At 66.1% G+C, this 16,695-nt stretch carries 20 protein-coding genes; 10 read left to right on the top strand and 10 right to left on the bottom strand.

The genetic code is table 11. The features are described 5' to 3' along the window. Positions 1–71 precede the first annotated feature (71 nt). The 5 genes from JNG39_RS02670 to JNG39_RS02650 form a co-directional block, all read right to left on the bottom strand. Positions 72–1,502 (bottom strand): replicative DNA helicase, encoded by a 1,431-nt coding sequence (locus JNG39_RS02670; RefSeq protein ID WP_368309513.1) that lies wholly within the window; start codon positions 1,500–1,502, stop codon positions 72–74. 281 nt (positions 1,503–1,783) lie between these two features. Then, positions 1,784–2,230, bottom strand: a complete 447-nt coding sequence (rplI, locus tag JNG39_RS02665; protein ID WP_368309512.1) for a 50S ribosomal protein L9 — start codon at positions 2,228–2,230, stop codon at positions 1,784–1,786. 102 nt (positions 2,231–2,332) lie between these two features. Further along, positions 2,333–2,563 carry a 30S ribosomal protein S18 gene (gene rpsR, locus JNG39_RS02660; protein WP_144910937.1) on the bottom strand — a complete coding sequence of 77 codons (231 nt, stop codon included), beginning with the start codon at positions 2,561–2,563 and terminating at the stop codon, positions 2,333–2,335. Positions 2,564–2,577: 14 nt separating this feature from the next. Then, entirely contained in the window at positions 2,578–2,979 is a 402-nt protein-coding gene (gene rpsF / locus JNG39_RS02655; protein WP_144910939.1) for a 30S ribosomal protein S6, read from the bottom strand. A gap of 147 nt (positions 2,980–3,126) precedes the next feature. Beyond that, positions 3,127–3,453 carry a HesB/IscA family protein gene (locus tag JNG39_RS02650; RefSeq protein ID WP_368309511.1) on the bottom strand — a complete coding sequence of 109 codons (327 nt, stop codon included), beginning with the start codon at positions 3,451–3,453 and terminating at the stop codon, positions 3,127–3,129. A 121-nt stretch (positions 3,454–3,574) separates the two neighbouring features. Between JNG39_RS02650 and asnS the strand changes: the two genes are divergently transcribed. Genes asnS through JNG39_RS02620 form a run of 6 tightly spaced genes read left to right on the top strand, consistent with a single transcriptional unit; the run spans position 3,575 to position 8,792 of the window. Further along, the gene (gene asnS, locus JNG39_RS02645; RefSeq protein ID WP_368309510.1) at positions 3,575–4,975 is read left to right on the top strand and encodes an asparagine--tRNA ligase; all 1,401 of its coding nucleotides are present in this window, start codon (positions 3,575–3,577) and stop codon (positions 4,973–4,975) included. 14 nt (positions 4,976–4,989) lie between these two features. Next, a complete protein-coding gene (locus JNG39_RS02640; RefSeq protein ID WP_368309508.1) occupies positions 4,990–5,799 on the top strand; it encodes a MalM family protein in 810 nt (269 codons plus the stop codon). A gap of 3 nt (positions 5,800–5,802) precedes the next feature. Continuing rightward, positions 5,803–6,135, top strand: coding sequence for a hypothetical protein (locus tag JNG39_RS02635; protein ID WP_368309507.1), 333 nt, complete (start codon positions 5,803–5,805; stop codon positions 6,133–6,135). Positions 6,136–6,162: 27 nt separating this feature from the next. Next, positions 6,163–6,951, top strand: a complete 789-nt coding sequence (locus JNG39_RS02630; protein WP_368309505.1) for an SDR family oxidoreductase — start codon at positions 6,163–6,165, stop codon at positions 6,949–6,951. Between the two features lie 13 nt (positions 6,952–6,964). Further along, on the top strand, positions 6,965–8,416 hold the full coding sequence (locus JNG39_RS02625; protein WP_368309504.1) for an aldehyde dehydrogenase: 1,452 nt from the start codon (positions 6,965–6,967) through the stop codon (positions 8,414–8,416). Then, positions 8,391–8,792 (top strand): RidA family protein, encoded by a 402-nt coding sequence (locus JNG39_RS02620; RefSeq protein ID WP_368309503.1) that lies wholly within the window; start codon positions 8,391–8,393, stop codon positions 8,790–8,792. Before JNG39_RS02625 ends, JNG39_RS02620 begins: the two co-directional genes overlap by 26 nt. 68 nt (positions 8,793–8,860) lie before the next feature. On the opposite strand, the gene hutG is transcribed toward JNG39_RS02620, so the two are convergent. The 3 genes from hutG to JNG39_RS02605 form a co-directional block, all read right to left on the bottom strand. Next, positions 8,861–9,637, bottom strand: coding sequence for an N-formylglutamate deformylase (gene hutG / locus JNG39_RS02615; RefSeq protein ID WP_368309502.1), 777 nt, complete (start codon positions 9,635–9,637; stop codon positions 8,861–8,863). 17 nt (positions 9,638–9,654) lie between these two features. After that, positions 9,655–11,016: a glutathione-disulfide reductase gene (gorA, locus tag JNG39_RS02610; RefSeq protein WP_368309501.1), complete on the bottom strand. Its 1,362-nt coding sequence runs from the start codon at positions 11,014–11,016 to the stop codon at positions 9,655–9,657. Positions 11,017–11,080: 64 nt separating this feature from the next. Then, positions 11,081–12,340, bottom strand: a complete 1,260-nt coding sequence (locus JNG39_RS02605) for an NAD(P)/FAD-dependent oxidoreductase (protein WP_368309500.1) — start codon at positions 12,338–12,340, stop codon at positions 11,081–11,083. 135 nt (positions 12,341–12,475) lie between these two features. On the opposite strand from JNG39_RS02605, the gene JNG39_RS02600 reads away from it, so the two are divergent. Then, the gene (locus JNG39_RS02600) at positions 12,476–13,048 is read left to right on the top strand and encodes a C40 family peptidase (protein ID WP_368309498.1); all 573 of its coding nucleotides are present in this window, start codon (positions 12,476–12,478) and stop codon (positions 13,046–13,048) included. Between the two features lie 121 nt (positions 13,049–13,169). Then, the gene (locus tag JNG39_RS02595; protein ID WP_247374044.1) at positions 13,170–13,622 is read left to right on the top strand and encodes an organic hydroperoxide resistance protein; all 453 of its coding nucleotides are present in this window, start codon (positions 13,170–13,172) and stop codon (positions 13,620–13,622) included. A 111-nt stretch (positions 13,623–13,733) separates the two neighbouring features. Here the strand turns inward: JNG39_RS02595 and JNG39_RS02590 are convergent, their stop codons facing one another. Beyond that, positions 13,734–14,222 carry a peptidylprolyl isomerase gene (locus JNG39_RS02590; protein ID WP_368309497.1) on the bottom strand — a complete coding sequence of 163 codons (489 nt, stop codon included), beginning with the start codon at positions 14,220–14,222 and terminating at the stop codon, positions 13,734–13,736. A gap of 31 nt (positions 14,223–14,253) precedes the next feature. Further along, a complete protein-coding gene (locus tag JNG39_RS02585; protein ID WP_368309494.1) occupies positions 14,254–15,501 on the bottom strand; it encodes an MFS transporter in 1,248 nt (415 codons plus the stop codon). Between the two features lie 125 nt (positions 15,502–15,626). On the opposite strand from JNG39_RS02585, the gene JNG39_RS02580 reads away from it, so the two are divergent. Next, a complete protein-coding gene (locus tag JNG39_RS02580; protein ID WP_368309493.1) occupies positions 15,627–15,971 on the top strand; it encodes a hypothetical protein in 345 nt (114 codons plus the stop codon). A gap of 56 nt (positions 15,972–16,027) precedes the next feature. Beyond that, positions 16,028–16,690 (top strand): cyclopropane-fatty-acyl-phospholipid synthase family protein, encoded by a 663-nt coding sequence (locus JNG39_RS02575; RefSeq protein WP_368309492.1) that lies wholly within the window; start codon positions 16,028–16,030, stop codon positions 16,688–16,690. The last annotated feature ends 5 nt before the right edge of the window (positions 16,691–16,695 follow it).

Here is a 16,695-nt window from a genome sequence, read left to right as displayed (position 1 = left end):
GGCACGAGCAAATGCTCCACGGTTTTTCCCTGTCCTCCAGATTCAGGTAGGGCGATCCACCAGATTGAATCCTAATCGAAGCTGCCTACGTAGGAATCCGGCGCCCAATTCTCGAACTTGGTGTAATGGCCGAGGAAGGCGAGCTTCACCGTATCGGTGGGACCGTTACGCTGCTTGCCGATGATGATCTCGGCCAGCCCCTTATCGGGCGACTCCTTGTTGTAGTAGTCGTCGCGGTAGATGAACATGATGACGTCGGCGTCCTGCTCGATAGCGCCGGATTCGCGAAGGTCGGACATCATCGGACGCTTGTCGGCGCGCTGCTCCAACGAGCGGTTCAGCTGCGACAGGGCGATGACGGGCACGTTGAGTTCCTTGGCCAGCGCCTTCAGGCCTCGGGAGATCTCCGAGATTTCCGTCGCGCGGTTTTCGCTGTTGCCGGGCACCTGCATGAGCTGCAGATAGTCGATGACGATCAGGCCCAGGCCGTGCTCACGCTGGAGACGGCGAGAGCGCGAGCGCATTTCCACCGGCGACATCGCGGGCGTGTCGTCGATGAAGATCTTCGCGTCGGACAGCATCGTGATGGCCGAGGTGACGCGCGGCCAGTCTTCCTCCGCGAGATCGCCGGTACGCAGGTTCTGCGCGTGGATGCGGCCCAGCGAGGAGATCAATCGAAACGCCAGCTGCGAGGCCGACATTTCCATGGAGAACACCGCCACGGCCTTCTTGCCGCGCATGGCGGCAGCCTCGGCCAGGTTGAGCGCGAACGCCGTCTTGCCCATCGAGGGACGGGCGGCGACGATGATGAGATCGGACGGCTGCAGCCCGGCCGTGAGCTCGTCCAGGTCGGTAAAGCCCGTCGACAGGCCGGTGAGCTTGCCGCGGTTCTCGTAGCGTTCGGTGAGCATGCGAAAGGCGTCGCCCACCGCCTCGCGCATCGAGACGATGTCCTTCTTGCCGCGCGCACCCGATTCGGCGATGCGGAATACCCGCTGCTCGGCGAGTTCCATCACTTCCTGCACGCTCTTGCCGTCGGGGCGAAATCCATCCTCGGTGATGGACGTGCCGGCATCGATGAGCTTTCGCAGGACCGACTTCTCGCGGACGATATCGCCATAGGCGGCGATGTTCGCGGCGCTGGGCGTGGAACTGGCCAGTTCGAGCAGGTAGGCGGCTCCGCCGACCATCTCGTCCATGCCGTTCGACTGGAACCACTCGCCCAGCGTGATGGCGTCGCATGGCAACCCCTTGCCCGCCAGTTCATTGATGGCACGCCAGATGAAGCGATGGTCTTTCCGATAGAAATCCTCGTCGGTCAGCCGGTCGGCCACCTTGTCGAGCGAATCCGGCGAGAGCATGAGGCCGCCCAGCACCGCCTGCTCCGCCTCGATGGAATGCGGCGGAATGCGCAGCGTATCGATGGACATCACCGAGGAATCACGACGTCGGCGCCGTTCCCCGCGCTCGCCCCGCTCGTCGCGGTCGGAATTGAAGGACATGGATTACCTCGATGTGCAGCCGGCACCGACCCGGAAACGGGTGGGCGTGAGAGGGGATGATACGCGCCCTGGTCTCAGGCGTTGAGAGGATAAGTCTGTGGATAACTTGTGGGTGAGTTCGCCTCACCCGTCGCGCCTTGGGTCGGGCAACGCGAAGAGCCGATTCGGCTTTTTTCGCTGGGATCGAGGCTGGGGCGCTGGATTCCTGCATACGCAGGAATGACGGCAAAAAAAACGGGCGCCCTGGGGCGCCCGTTTTTCGAATCGCGGCAGTACGGAGCTTACGCGCCGACGACCTTGACCTTGATCGTCTGCTGCACGTCGGCGTGCAGGTTGACGAGCACTTCGTACTCGCCGACGTTGCGGAACGGGCCTTCGCTCTGGATGAGCTCGCTCTTGTCCACGTCGTGGCCCTGCGTGGCGAGGGCTTCGGCGATATCGCGGGTGCTGACCGAACCGAACAGCTTGCCTTCCGGCGAAGCATTCACTTCGATCGTGACTTCCACGCCTTCGAGCTTGGCCGCGCGGCCTTCGGCACCGGAGAGCTGCTCCTTGGCCTTGGCTTCGTACTCGGCGCGACGGGCTTCGAACGCTTCGAGGTTGGCGGCGGTCGCGCGAGCGGCCTTGCCGGTCGGGAGGAGGAAGTTACGGCCGTAGCCCGGCTTGACGCTGACCTTGTCGCCGAGGTTGCCGAGGTTCTTCACCTTCTCGAGGAGAATGAGATCCATGAGGTATTCCTTTTCGTTAGCACGGGTTGGGCCCCGTGCAGCCAGGACGGTTGTCCGAAATCATGCCTGTCGAGGACGCCCTCCCATGGGAGGGCGGCACGATCAGACGTCGTGGTTGTCGGTGTACGGCAGCAGCGAGAGGTAGCGGGCGCGCTTGATCGCGGTCGCCAGCTGACGCTGGTAACGGGCCTTCGTGCCGGTGATGCGGCTGGGCACGATCTTGCCGTTCTCGGTGACGTACTGGCGAAGGGTGTTGAGATCCTTGTAATCGATCTCCTTCACGCCCTCGGCGGTGAAGCGGCAGAACTTGCGGCGACGGAAGAACTTGGACATGTCTTGATCCCCTATTAGTCGTCGCTGTCGCGATCGCTGTCGTTATCGTCGGAACGGTCTTCGTCACGGCGACGCGAACCCTTCTGCTCGTCCTTTTCCTTGCTCTTGAGGATGAAGGACGGCTCGGTGTCGGCCTCGTCGCGGCGAACCACGAGATGACGCAGCACGGCGTCGTTGAAACGGAAACCCGTCTCGAGCTCGTTCAGGACGTTCTGCGAAACCTCGATGTTCAGCATCACGTAGTGAGCCTTGGCGAGGTTTTCGATGGGATAGGCCAGCTGGCGGCGACCCCAGTCTTCGAGACGATGGATCTTGCCGTTGTCGCCTTCGATCAGCGCCTTGTAACGCTCGATCATGGCGGGCACCTGTTCGCTCTGGTCCGGATGGACCAGGAACACGACTTCATAATGACGCATGGTGGCTCCTTGTGGATGCACCCCTTGCGGGGATGGCAGCCTCCCGGGTGTCCGGTGAGGCAAGAAACCCCTCCGGGCGGAGAGGTAGCCGCGCATTGTAAGGAGAAACCGGAAGTTACGGCAAGCCCCTGTCCGCGATGGAGGGCTTTACGAGACCGTGAAGCTCTCGCCGCAGCCGCATTCCCCGGTGGCGTTCGGGTTGTGGAACACGAACGAGGCGTTGAGGCCCTGCCGCTGGAAGTCGATGAGCGTGCCGTCGACCAGGGGCAGGCTCTTCGGGTCGATGACCACCCGCACCCCGTCGATGTCGAGCACGGCATCCTCCGGCGCCACCGCCCCGGCGAGGTCGACCACGTAGCCGAAGCCCGAGCACCCCATCCGTTTGACGGTGAAGCGCACGCCCGCGGCCTCGGGGGCCTTGGCCAGGAAGGCGCGCATGCGGTCGGATGCGGCGGGGGTGATCTGGATGCTCATGGATTTGTCTTTAAATCGTGCTAAATAGCGTGGGCCGGTGCCGTTCACCCAGCCGTTACATTATCATGCAAGGTCGGCTTACATGCGCCTAAATGCGGCGCCTCTTACGGAGTTTCAATCCATGACGGTGGTTAGCGTCAAGCAGGCCCTCGCCGGCGGCACGTTGGCGGAACAAGAGGTTACGGTTCGTGGCTGGGTACGCACCCTGCGTGAATCCAAGGGCGGTCTGTCGTTCGTGAACGTGAGCGACGGCTCCTGCTTCGCCCCGATCCAGGCCGTGGCCACCGCCGATCTCGCCAACTACGAGACCGAGGTGAAGCACCTTTCCGCCGGCGCGGGCGTCATCGTCACCGGCAAGCTCGTGCCCTCGCAGGGCAAGGGCCAGGCCTTCGAGATCCAGGCCACCAGGGTGGAGGTCACCGGCTTCGTCGAAGACCCCCTCACCTATCCCATCCAGCCCAAGCAGCACTCGATGGAATTCCTTCGCGAGGTCGCCCACCTGCGCCCGCGCACCAACCTGTTCGGCGCGGTCACCCGCGTGCGCCACACGATGATGACGGCCATCCACCGCATCCTCACCGAACAGGGCTTCTTCTGGATCAACACCCCGATCATCACCACGTCCGATGCCGAGGGCGCGGGCGACATGTTCCGCCTGTCCACGCTCGACCTGGCCAACCTGCCGCGCGACGACAAGGGCGGCATCGATTGGAGGAAGGATTTCTTCGGCCGTGAGGCCTTCCTCACCGTGTCCGGCCAGCTCAACGTCGAGGCCTACGCCCTGGCGATGAGCAAGGTGTACACCTTCGGCCCCACCTTCCGCGCCGAAAACTCCAATACCACGCGTCACCTGGCCGAGTTCTGGATGGTCGAGCCCGAAGTGGCCTTCGCCGACCTCAACGCCAACGCCGACCTCGCCGAGCTGTTCCTCAAGGGCATATTCAAGGCCATCCTCGACGAGCGCCCCGACGACATGGCGTTCTTCGACGAGCGCGTGATGCCGGGCACGGTCAAGCGCCTGGAAGACTTCATCGCCAAGCCGTTCGAGCGCATCGACTACACCGACGCGGTCGAGATCCTCAAGAAATCCGGCAAGACGTTCGAGCACCCGGTCGCCTGGGGCATCGACCTGCAGACCGAGCACGAGCGTTACCTCGCCGAGGAACATATCGGCCGCCCGGTGGTCGTGATGAACTACCCGGAGGCGATCAAGGCGTTCTACATGCGCCTGAACGACGACGGGAAAACCGTGGCCGCCATGGACGTGCTCGCCCCCGGCATCGGCGAGATCATCGGTGGCGCCCAGCGCGAAGAACGCCTCGACTACCTCGACCGCCGCATGGACCAGTTCCACCTCGACAAGCACACCTACAACTGGTATCGCGACCTGCGCCGCTACGGCACCGTGCCCCATGCGGGTTTCGGCCTGGGATTCGAGCGACTGCTGGTCTACGTGTGCGGCCTGTCCAACATCCGTGACGCCATCCCCTATCCCCGCGCCGCAGGCACCGCCGAGTTCTGACCCCCCCCCTCATCATGCCCTCGAACACGCTACGCCTCGTCCTCATCGTCGCCGCCCTGCTCCTCCTGGGCGCCTGCCGGTCGATCGTGCCGCCGAACTTCCGCCCGCCGGAGAATCCGTCCGGCGGCGTGATGGCGGCACGCAAGACGCTGGAAAGCGCGTCGCCCTGTTGCGGCAGCTTCGCCGACCTGTCCTACCAGGACATGCTCCCCTGGCAGCCACAGCGGTTCGAGTTGAACAAGGACAGCCCGGTCGCCAACCTCAACGGCGACCGCAGCTACTTCCTCGCGTTCCGCCTGCCGCAAGGCGCGCAGATGCCGTACACCATCGCGATGAAGTCGGAACTCAACGGCCGCTGGCTGAGTTCCAGCTATCTCTTCGCGCCCACCGTGGTGGTGCTCGACGACGCCTTCCAGCCGCTGCACTCCGAAGACATCGGCCTGTGCGAATACATCGGCTGGACGAGCGAAACCACCGGCGCCTTCGGCAAGTTCGAGGTCAACGATCCCAACGCCCGCTACCTCGTGGTGTATTCCTCGAGCAAGCAGCAACAAGGCCAGACGTACTGGGAGCAATCGCCCACCACGTTCTCCGCCGAGGCCCCGGTGAAGATGAATTCCGCCGGCGCGTTCAAGATCCAGCACGGCCCCGACGGCACGCTGTTCGTGGGCATGCAGAACAGCACCTACAAGAAGGCCATCGACAACGCGGTGTGCTCCAAGGCCCAGCAGGGTAACGGCGTGATCAACACCCTGCGCAGCGTGGTCGCCACCGACATCCTCGGCGAAGGCGATACGAAAGACGCGAAGAAGACGAGCAACTGATCCATGCAGACCGCGGTCCTGCTCTATCTACTGCTTCTCCTGGGCGCCGTCGCTTTCTTCGTGCTGCACATCGTCGCCCAATGGCGGTTCACCGTGCTGCTGCGCAAGCGCCATCCCGATCGCTGGAAAACCATCGTGGAGGCCGACACCGGCCGCCCCAACGGCATGGCCAACTGGCTCCGCGTGCGGCGCGTGCTGCGCTCCGCCGCGCCGGCGCTCCTCAACGACGATGCCCTCACCCGCTGGCAGGGATGGTGGCGGCGGGCGCCCTGGCTGGCCTGGCCGTGCTGGTTCATCGCGATGGCGATACAGTGGTGGACACTGCGACACGGTTGAACGTCCTCCACCTTACGAGGGATACGCATGGATCTTCGCCTCACCGGCCGTCACGCCCTCGTCTGCGGCGCCTCCCAAGGCATCGGCCGCGCCACCGCCTTCGAGCTGGCCGAACTCGGCGCCAGCGTCACCCTGCTCTCCCGCTCGGCGGAGGCGCTGAAGGCGCTGGCCGCGGAACTGCCTGGCGGCCAGCCCGGGCAGAACCACCGCTACGTCGCCGTGGACATGCTCGACACCGACGCCCTCGCCAGGGCCGTGGCCGAGGTGGTGGGCGACCACGCCGTGCACATCCTCGTGAACAACAGCGGCGGACCGCCGGGCGGCCCGGTATGGAGCGCGGAGCCCGAAGCCTTCCTGGCCGCGTATCGCCAGCACGTGATCGCCGCGCAGGTCGTCACGCAGGCTTGCCTGCCGGGCATGCGCCAGGCGCATTACGGGCGCATCGTCAACGTGATCTCCACCTCGGTCAAGGAACCCATCCATAACCTGGGCGTCTCCAACACCGTGCGTGCCGCCACGGCCGGCTGGGCGAAAACCCTTTCGGCCGAGGTCGCCGCCGAGGGAATCACGGTGAACAACATCCTGCCCGGCTACACCCGTACGTCTCGCCTGGAATCGCTGGTCGACGCCAGCGTGAAAGCCGGCCGCTCGCGCGACGAGGTGGAGCGCGGGCTGCTCGCGAGCGTGCCGGCCGGGCGTTTCGGCGATCCGGCGGAAGTGGCCGCACTGATCGCCTTTCTCGCCAGCCCGGCCGCCGGCTACATCAACGGCACCAGCATCGCCGTGGACGGCGGTCGCACGCGCAGCCTCAACTGACCCGGAGCGGCCCATGCTCGTGCTCGCGAACCTCATCGACGGCCACGCGCACGCGCCAGGCGACGGCCGATATCTCGACGTGATCGACCCCGCCACCGGCCAGGCCTTCGCCCGCTGCCCCGATTCCGATGCGGGCGACGTCGCCGAGGCCGTGGCGGCCGCCACGTGCGCGGCTCCCGGCTGGGCCGCCCTGCCCATCGAAGCCCGCGCGCAGTGCCTGCGCCGCCTGGCCGACCTGGTGGAGGCACGCCTGGAATCCTTCGCCGAGGCCGAGTCGCAGGACAGCGGCAAGCCGATCGCCCTGGCCCGTTCGCTCGATATTCCGCGCGCCATCGCCAACCTGCGCTTCTTCGCCTCGGCCATCGAGCAATGGCACGGCGAGTCGCACGCGATGGCCCAGGGCGCCATCAATTACACGTTGCACCTGCCCTTGGGCGTGGTGGGCTGCATCAGCCCGTGGAACCTGCCGCTCTATCTGTTCACCTGGAAGATCGCGCCCGCCCTCGCCGCCGGCAACGCCGTGGTGGCCAAGCCCTCCGAGGTAACGCCCTACACCGCCTGGCTGCTCGGCACGCTGGCCGCCGAAGCGGGCTTTCCGCCAGGCGTGCTCAACATCGTGCACGGTACCGGTCCGGGCGTGGGTGAGGCCATCGTCAGGCACGACGCCGTCAAGGCGGTGTCGTTCACCGGCAGCACGCGCACCGGCATCGCCATCGCGGGCGCGGCGGCACCCCGGCTGAAAAAGGTGTCACTGGAGCTGGGCGGCAAGAATCCCGCCATCGTCTTCGACGATGTCGATCTTTCCGACGAAACGATGGCCACGATCGTGCGCTCGGGCTTCGCCAACCAGGGCGAGATCTGCCTGTGCGGTTCGCGCCTGCTCGTGCAGCGCGGCATCTACGACCGCTTCCGCGCAGCCTACCTCGAGCGCGTGCGCGCGCTTCGCGTGGGCGACCCGCGCGAGCCTGGCAGCGACCTCGGCGCACTGGTCTCCCAGGCGCATTTCGAGAAGGTCACCGGCTGCATCGAGCGCGCACGCGCGGAAGGTGGTCGCGTCCTGCTGGGCGGCCACCGGGTTTCCGTGGGCGGCAGGTGCTCGGAAGGATGGTTCGTCGAGCCGACGGTGATCGAGGGCGTCGCGCCGTCGGGCGCCACCAACCAGGAGGAAATCTTCGGCCCCGTCGTCACGCTGATTCCGTTCGACGACGAAGCCGAAGCGCTTTCCATCGCCAACGGCACGCCCTATGGCCTCGCCGCCTCGCTATGGACGAGCAATATCTCCCGCGCGCACCGCATGGCGACGCGACTCGACTTCGGCATCGTCTGGATCAACTGCTGGATGCTGCGCGACCTGCGCACGCCGTTCGGCGGCAGCAAGCAATCGGGCGTGGGCCGCGAAGGCGGTTTCGATGCCCTTCGATTCTTCACCGAGGCCCGCAATGTCTGCATCGACCACCGGCAATGACGTCATCCGCGTCGAGGGCGCACCCACGCCCGTCGGCGCCTATCCCCACGCGCGGCGCGTGGGCGACCTGCTGTTCCTTTCGGGCATCGGCTCGCGCGTGCCGGGCAGCAACGATATCGCGGCCGATTTCGAAGGCCAGTGCAGGCAGGTGTTCGCCAACGTGCGCACGGTGCTGGAGGCAAGCGGTGCGCGATTCGAAGACCTCGTGGACGTGACCGTTTTCCTGACCGACATGAAGAACGATTTCGCCACGTACAACCGGCTTTACGCGGAGGCCTTCGCGGGGGTGGATGCATGCCGCACCACCGTGGAAGTGAATGCGCTGCCTACCGCGATAGCGATCGAGCTCAAGTGCGTGGCGCACGTCGCTTCGTAGTTTCGCCGATACGATCGGCTTCCGCCCTTCGGTAGCCGGTTTGTCGAGGCGGTGCGCGATGGCGACACCTAGGCCAGGCAGGCCTCGAGCATCGCCTTGATCAACACCTGCACCTGCTCAGCCTTCTTCGGCAGGTAGGCGAAGCTGTCTTCGTCCATGTAGTTGACCTGCGCCAGCTCGAGCTGGATCGCGTCGATGCCGTCTTCCGGCTTGCCGTAATGACGCGTGATGTACCCACCCTTGAAACGGCCGTTGACCACCCAGGAGTAGTCGTTCTGCGCGGCCAGCAACGCCGTGAGGCGCTCCTGCAGCGCGGTGGAGCAACTCGCGCCGTCGGCCGTGCCGAGGTTGAAGTCGGGCAGGCGTCCATCGAACAGCATGGGCACGTGACTGCGGATGGAATGGCCTTCCCATAGCACCACGCGACCGTGCTTCTTGCGCAGGCGCGAGAGTTCGTCGGCCAGTGCGCGGTGGTAAGGCTTCCACCACTTCTTCACGCGTTCGGCGATCTCTTCCGCTCCCGGTTCCGCACCCGGGCGGTAGATGTCGCTGCCATCGAACTGCACGGTGGGCACCAGGCCGGTTTCCTTGCGCCCGGGATAGAGTGCATGGCCGTCCGACGGACGGTTGAGGTCGACCACGTAACGCGATGCCGTCGGCACCAACATGCTGGCGCCGATGCCGCGCGCGAACGCGTAAAGCTGTTGCACGTGCCAGTCGGTGTCCGCCGAGCGTCGCGCGGGGCGCTTCATGCGCGCCTCGACGTCCTTGGGAATGAAGCTACCGTTGTGCGGCAGGCTCACCAGGAGCGGCACGGTGCCGCGGTGGAGGGTGTGGGATTCCATGGCCGTGATTGTACCGCTCAACCGGGAACGCGATCGCCCATGGTCACCATTTCCTCCGCCGAGGTCGGGTGGATGGCCAGGGTGGCGTCGAGGTCGCTCTTGCGGGCGCCCATCTTGATCGCCACCGCGAAGCCCTGGAGGATTTCGTCCACGCCGGGACCGAGCATCTGCATGCCCACGATGCGCGAATCGTCGCCCACGCAGATCAGCTTGAAGCGCACGTACATTGGCCGGCCCGCCAGCGCGAGCTGCATCGGCACGAAGCTCTGTTTGTAGAGGTGCACCTCGTCGCCGTAGGCCTCGCGGGCTTGCTGCTCGGACATGCCCACGGTGCCCAGCGGCGGATGCGAGAACACCACGCTGGGCACATTGAGGTAATCGAGCTTCGCGTCGGGCTTGCCGCCGAACAGGCGATCGGCGAGCTTGCGGCCCGCGGACACGGCCACTGGCGTGAGCGCGAGCCGCTGCGTCACGTCACCCACGGCGTAGATGCCCGGCACGTTCGTGTTCTGCTCATCGTCGATCAGGATGTGGCCGTCCTCGTCCCGCGCCAGCCCGACGCGATCGATGTCGAGCGACCCGGTGTTGCCATGCCGCCCCACCGCCCAGATCAGCAGGTCGTACGGCCCCGGATGTTCACCCTTGTCGCAGTCGAGCAGGAGCATGCCGTCCTTCTCGTGCACGGCTTCCACCTGGCAGGTGTAGTGGATGCGGATGCCGTGCTTGGTCATTTCCTCGCCGAGCTGGTACGCCATCTCTTCGTCGAAGCCGCCCATGAGGCGCCCGCGCACGTACATGTCCACCTCGCTGCCCAGCGCGCGCAACACGCCGGCGAGCTCCACCGCGATGTAGCCGCCGCCGACGATGGCCGTGCGGCGTGGGCACTCGCGCAGATCGAAGAATCCGTCGGAGGTGACACCCAGGTCGAAGCCGGGCTTATCGAGGCGGTTGGCTTTCGAACCGGTCGCGACGACGATGTGCGGCGCGGTCAGCACGCGATCGCCCGCCGCGACGCGATCGGAGGAGAGGAATCGCGCCGTTTCCCTCACCAGCGTGACGTGGCTCTTGTCCAGCTGCTGCTGGTAGCTTTTGTGGATGCGTTCGACATACGCATCGCGCCGCTCGATGAAACCGGGCCAGTCGAGACGCCCCGGCTTGTCGGCGAAGCCGTAGTCGGCGGCGATGTACTGCGCTTCCGCCATCTGTGCCGCGTACCACATCGCCTTCTTGGGCACGCAGCCGTTGTTCACGCACGTGCCGCCCAGCTCCTTCGGCTCGACCAGCGCGACCTTCGCACCGTGCTTCGATGCGCGGATGGCCGCGGCCAGTCCTCCCGATCCGCCGCCGATCACGATGAGGTCGAAGGATTCGGCGGTCATGAAGGCTCCTTGGAAGAGAAAAACCCCACCGTAGCAAATGTCGGCGATGACTGTCGTGCAGGTTTCAGAGTCCGAAGCGGGCGGGCGAATACGGCGTGGGATCGAGCACTGGCGCGGGCCCCGCCAACAACCCCGCCACCAGCTCTCCGGTCGCCGCCGACATGCTGATGCCCAGCATCCCGTGCGCCGTGGCGTAGGTGAGATTGGACCAGCGCGCGCTCGGCCCCACGATCGGCACCTCGTCGACGCTCATCGGCCGCCAACCCCACCAGGGCACCACTTCGCCGCCCCCCTCCGGTTCGTGCAGGTAGGCGGCGGCCCCGCGGCGCAGCGCATCCAGGCGCACGTCGTTGAGTCCTTCCTCGAAACCCGAAAACTCCATCGTGCTGCCGAGACGATAACCGGTGGCCCACGGCGTGACGCAGACCGCCGCCTCGCGCAATACGAGCGAATGGCGTGGCGGCCGTCGCGGAGGCGCCTCCCATGTGAGCGAATAGCCCTTGCCCGGCTGCATCGGCAGGCGGATATCGAGCAGGCGCCCGATCAGCGGCGACCATGCGCCCAACGCCATGACCACGCGCTCGCCGCTGAACACGCCACCGGTGGTGCGTACGTGCGATATGCGGGCGCCATCGAACACGAACTCGTCCACGCGCGCGCCGGTCTCGATCGCGCCCCCCAGTTCGCGTACGCGGCGCGCCAGCTCGGCGACGTAGCGATCCGGGCGCAAGCGCGCATCGCCCGGATGCAGCAGTGCGCCCCGCACGCCGTCTCGCAAGCCCGGTTCGAGTGCCTGCGCCGCATCGCCGTCGAGCGCCTGCACGTCCATGCCCAGCCGTCGCAGCAGGTCGACGTGCGCGCGGTCGGCCTGCATCGTGCGGCGGTCGCGGTAGACATAAAGCTCCCCCACCGCCTCGAATTCGCAGTCCAGGCCCTCCTGGGCCATGAGCTCGTCCAGCAGGGCGCGGGATCTCGCGAGGAGAGCTCCACGGGCCTCGCCCGCCTGCCGGTAGTGTCCCCACGTGCAGCGACGCGCGAAGCCGAGCAACCATCGGGCACGGGCCGGATCGGGACGCGGATTGACGTAGAGCGGTGCATCGCGGCGCATGAGCGAGCGCAACGCCGTGCCAACCATCCCGGGCATGGTCAGCGGTCCCGCGTGGCTCGGCGTGATGGTGCCGCAGTTACCGTGCGAGCTGCCGCTGCCGGGCAAGCCCTGTTCGAGGACGCGGACGCTCGCGCCGGTCTTGAGCAGGTAAAGCGCGCAGGCCAAGCCGATCACGCCCCCGCCGAGGATCAGAACGTCGCTTCGGGATCTTTCCATGCCGGCATTTTAACGGTCCAGCTGCCGGTTCCCGGGCTGTCCAGCCGCTGAACTCGTCCTTTTTCGCAGGTATTCCACGCAACCCATTGATTTGATAACCTCGTGGTCGCCGATCCTGATAGGGGGAAACGCCCGATGTCCCGCTCGTCCACGCTTCGCCGCCCCGTCCGCTGCCTCGGTATCGCAGGGCTGGGGGCCGGGCTCGCCCTCCTGGCGGCCTGCGGAAGCGCCCCGCACCGGCCGTCCTCGTCGCAGCGAAACAACCCCGCATCCGCCGTGCCCCTGGCCAAGAACCTCAACTGGTCCACCAAGCCGGCCACCAGCATGCCGGCCGATGCCGCCAACGACGTGCTCTTCCGTGCCATCGGCCTCGTCGGCACGCCTTATCGCTGGGGCGGCAATACGCCTGCCGGCGGGTTCGATTGCAGCGGCCTGGTGAACTATATCTACCTCACGTCGACGGGCATGCGCCTGCCGCGCACGTCGGCCGAGATGGCCGACCTGGATAAACCCAAGGTCCGCGAAGACGAACTGGCCAGCGGCGACCTCGTCTTCTTCGGTCGCGGACACATCACGCACGTGGGCGTATATGTCGGTGAGGGGCGTTTCGTCCACGCGCCCAACTCGGGCGGTACGGTCCGCCTGGACGCCCTCGACGGCGCCTATTGGAAGCAGAACTTCGCCTACGGACGCCGGGTCCTTAACTGAACAAAAGTTAAACCAAACTTGATGTGCTCCACGAAATAGATTGCGCGCTATTTAATTGCGTGCTTTTATACGTCCCACGGCACGGCAATCCGCCGCCGCCTTCATCCCCAAGGAAACCGCCATGAGCAACCTCTCGAAAGTGCAGAAGATTCTCTACACCGCCCACGCGAAGGTGTCCGGTGGCCGCGAAGGCCATGTCGAAAGCGACGACGGTCTGATCAAGCTCGACCTTCGCCTGCCGAAGGAAATGGGCGGCAACGGCGGCGGCAGCAATCCGGAGCAGCTTTTCGCTGCCGGTTACGCGGCCTGCTTCGAGGGTGCGGTGCGCTTCGTGGCCGGCCAGAAGAAGGTGAAGGTCGATGGCGCCTCGGTCGCCAGCAGCGTCGGCATCGGCCCGCGCGAAGGCTCGGGCTTCGCCATCCAGGTCAAGCTGGAAGTGAGCCTGCCGGGCGTGGACGACGCCACCGCGCAGGAGATCGTCAAGACCGCGCACGAGGATGTCTGCCCCTACTCGCACGCCACCCGCGGCAACGTCGACGTGGACGTGTCGGTGAACGGTAAAGCGCTGGCTTGATCGGTCTCGCGATAAAAAAACGGCGCCGAAAGGCGCCGTTTTCGTTTGCGAACAACTCATCGCGAAAAAAACGGCCAGGGAAACCCGGCCGTTTCGTTCGTAAAGCGCGACTCAGTGCGCGGCGTCGCCGTTCGGATGCGCATGACCATGGGAGATCTCTTCCTCCGACGCATCGCGCACCGTCTGCACGTCGATGTTGAAGTGCAGCGTCTTGCCGGCCATCGGATGGTTGAGGTCGATGTCGACCACGCTCGAACCGATCTTCTGCACCACCACCACGCGATTGCCGCCTTCCTTGAGCGAGAGCACGGTGCTTTCGCCCACCTTCAGGTGCTTGCCGTGCTTCGGGAAGTACTTCTTCGGCACGCGTTGGGTCATGCCGTCCTGGCGCGGGCCATAGCCCTGCTCCGGCGCGATTTCCAGGTCGAACTTGTCGCCGACCGACTTGCCCTCGAGGCCCGCTTCCATGCCCGGGATCAACTGACCGTGGCCCAGCAGGATCCACAACGGTTCGCCGCCTTCGACCGAGCTTTCGACCTTCTGGCCGTCGACGGTGAGGGTGTAGTGGAACGAGATGACCTTGTCCTTGCCAGCCTGCATGATGGTTTCTACCGGAGGAAAACCCGGCATTTTAGCCGTGCCCCGGGCCGCCGTCACGCGATCGGCCGAAACCCACGCCCCGGGCCTCGGGCCCCAGCCAGGTCAGCAGGGCCAGGAGCACGGCCACGACCGCGATCCACGTCGACATGGCGAAGGCGAAGTCCCCGCCCCGCCGCTCGGCCAGCCAGGTCTGCGCGGTGGCCGTGATGGCGGCCAGCAGGTTGCCCATCTGGTAGGCGAATCCCGGCAGCGTGCCGCGCACGGCGTCGGGCGACAGCTCGTTGAGGTGGGTGGGCACCACGCCCCAGGCGCCCTGCACCATCACCTGGATCAGGAACGCACCCACGCCCAGCAGGAGCAGCGAGCCGCCGTAGGTCCACAGGGGAATCACGGGAATCGCCAGGAGCGCCGCGATGACGATGGCACGGCGGCGACCGATCTTCTCGGAGAACGCGCCGAAGGTGAGGCCACCGACCAGGGCGCCGAGGTTGAGCAACGCGGTGAGCAGGAAGGCCGTCGACGACCCTGCCGGTATGTGCAGGCTTTCCTGCACGAAGGTGGGATACATGTCCTGCGAGCCGTGGCTGAACATGTTGAAAGCGGCCATCAGCAGCATGAGGTACACGAAGAGCTTCCAGTGGCCGCGCATCGACGTGAACACGCTCTCGCGCGCCAGCGAACGACGCCCTTCCCACACCGGCGACTCGGGCACCTTGCGGCGGATGTACAGCACCAGCAACGCGGGCAGCGCACCCACGACGAACAGTCCGCGCCAGCCGACATGGTCCACCAGCAACCAGTTCGCCAGCGCGGCGAGGAAGAACCCGCAGGGATAACCGCTCTGCAGCAGGCCGGAAACGAAGCCGCGGGATTTCGCCGGGATCGATTCCATCGCCAGGGACGCGCCGATGCCCCATTCGCCGCCCATCGCGATGCCGAAGACGAAGCGCAGGGCCAGGAGCACGCCCAGCGAGGGCGCGAAGGCGCAGGCCACTTCGAGCAGCGAGAACAGCACGATGTCGAACATCAGCACGGGGCGTCGCCCGTAGCGATCGGCGAGGCGCCCGAAGATCAACGCGCCCAGCGGCCGCGCGGCCAGGGTGAGGAAGAGGCCATAGGTGACCTCCTGCTTGGACACGTGGAATTCCTGCGCCACCGCGAGGATCACGAAGGTGAGGAGGAAGTAGTCGAAGGCGTCGAGCGTCCAGCCGAGGAAGCTCGCCAGGACGGTGTGCCGCTGCGTGTGATCGAGTTCGCGCAGCGCGGCGGGTAACTGCATGAGATTTTCCTCAACCTAAGGGCCGCCAGAGGCTAGCACGGCGCAAAAAGACAACGGACGGATCACGGTGCGACGACGTGCCGCGCATAGACTGATCGGTGCCATCCACGACAGACGGAGCACTCATGAAGTACTCGCGCTCGATCGTTCCCTTCGCCCTCGCCACGTGCCTTGCCGCCGGCCAGGCGTTCGCCCAGTCGGCACCCTCGCCATCGCCGCCCACGCCGCAGCCAGCGCCGGCTTCCATGCCGGGTGCGGCCGGACAAGCGGATGAGGGCGCACCGCCGTTCGACACCGTGTCCAAGGGTGCCAAGCTGATCCGGCGCAGCAACCTTCCGCAGGACGTTCCCGCGCTATCCCAGTTGCGAGCTCATTTCGGCGAGGCCGACCAGGACCACAACGGCAGCCTCGACAAGAGCGAATACGACGCTTACGTTCACAAGTCTTCCGCGCCTTCCGCGCAGCACTGACCATCGGCTTGGACGGGGCGTCGCGTGACGCCCCGTCCCGCTTCAGGGACGACACCATGCACGCACACCCCGCGACCCGACGCCTGATCGCCTCGCGCTTCGCGCGCCGTGGCGATCGCCTGTACGTGCGTGGCAAGCTCGCCAGCGATCCCGTGTACGAGGCCGCCGCCGAGGCGCTCGGAGGACATCGCCTGCCGTTGATCGACATCGGCTGCGGGCTGGGCATCCTGGGGCACTATCTCCACGCTTGCGATGCCCTCGACGGCTATCTCGGCCTCGACAGCGACGGCCGCAAGATCGCCGACGGACGCGCTGCCGCCGAGCGCGCGGGATTGGGCACACGGTTCGAACTGCGCCAGGCCGACGCGACCGTCGTGCAACCGATGCGCGGCCACGTCGCCCTCCTCGATGTGCTGCACTACCTGCCGCGCGAGCGCCAGCCCGAGCTGCTGGACTACGCCGTGGACCACCTCGCCGACGACGGCGTACTGGTCTTGCGCACCGTGCTGCGCGACGGCTCCTGGCGCTTCCGCGCCACCGTGTGGGAGGAGCGTTTCATCAAGGCCGTGGGCTGGATCCCCGAAGGGGCCCAATATTTCCCCTGTGCCGACGAGATACGCCGGGTATTGGAGCCGCGCGGCATCGCCGTGGCCTTTCGGCCCCTGTTCGGGCGCACGCCCTACAACAGCTGGCTCATGACGGCGACGCGGCCGAGCTGACGATT

Source organism: Luteibacter sp. CQ10, from assembly GCF_040900725.1.
Classification (GTDB): Bacteria; Pseudomonadota; Gammaproteobacteria; order Xanthomonadales; family Rhodanobacteraceae; genus Luteibacter.
Note: the sequence above shows the minus strand (reverse complement) of the source record. Positions and strands in the feature narration are given on the sequence as shown.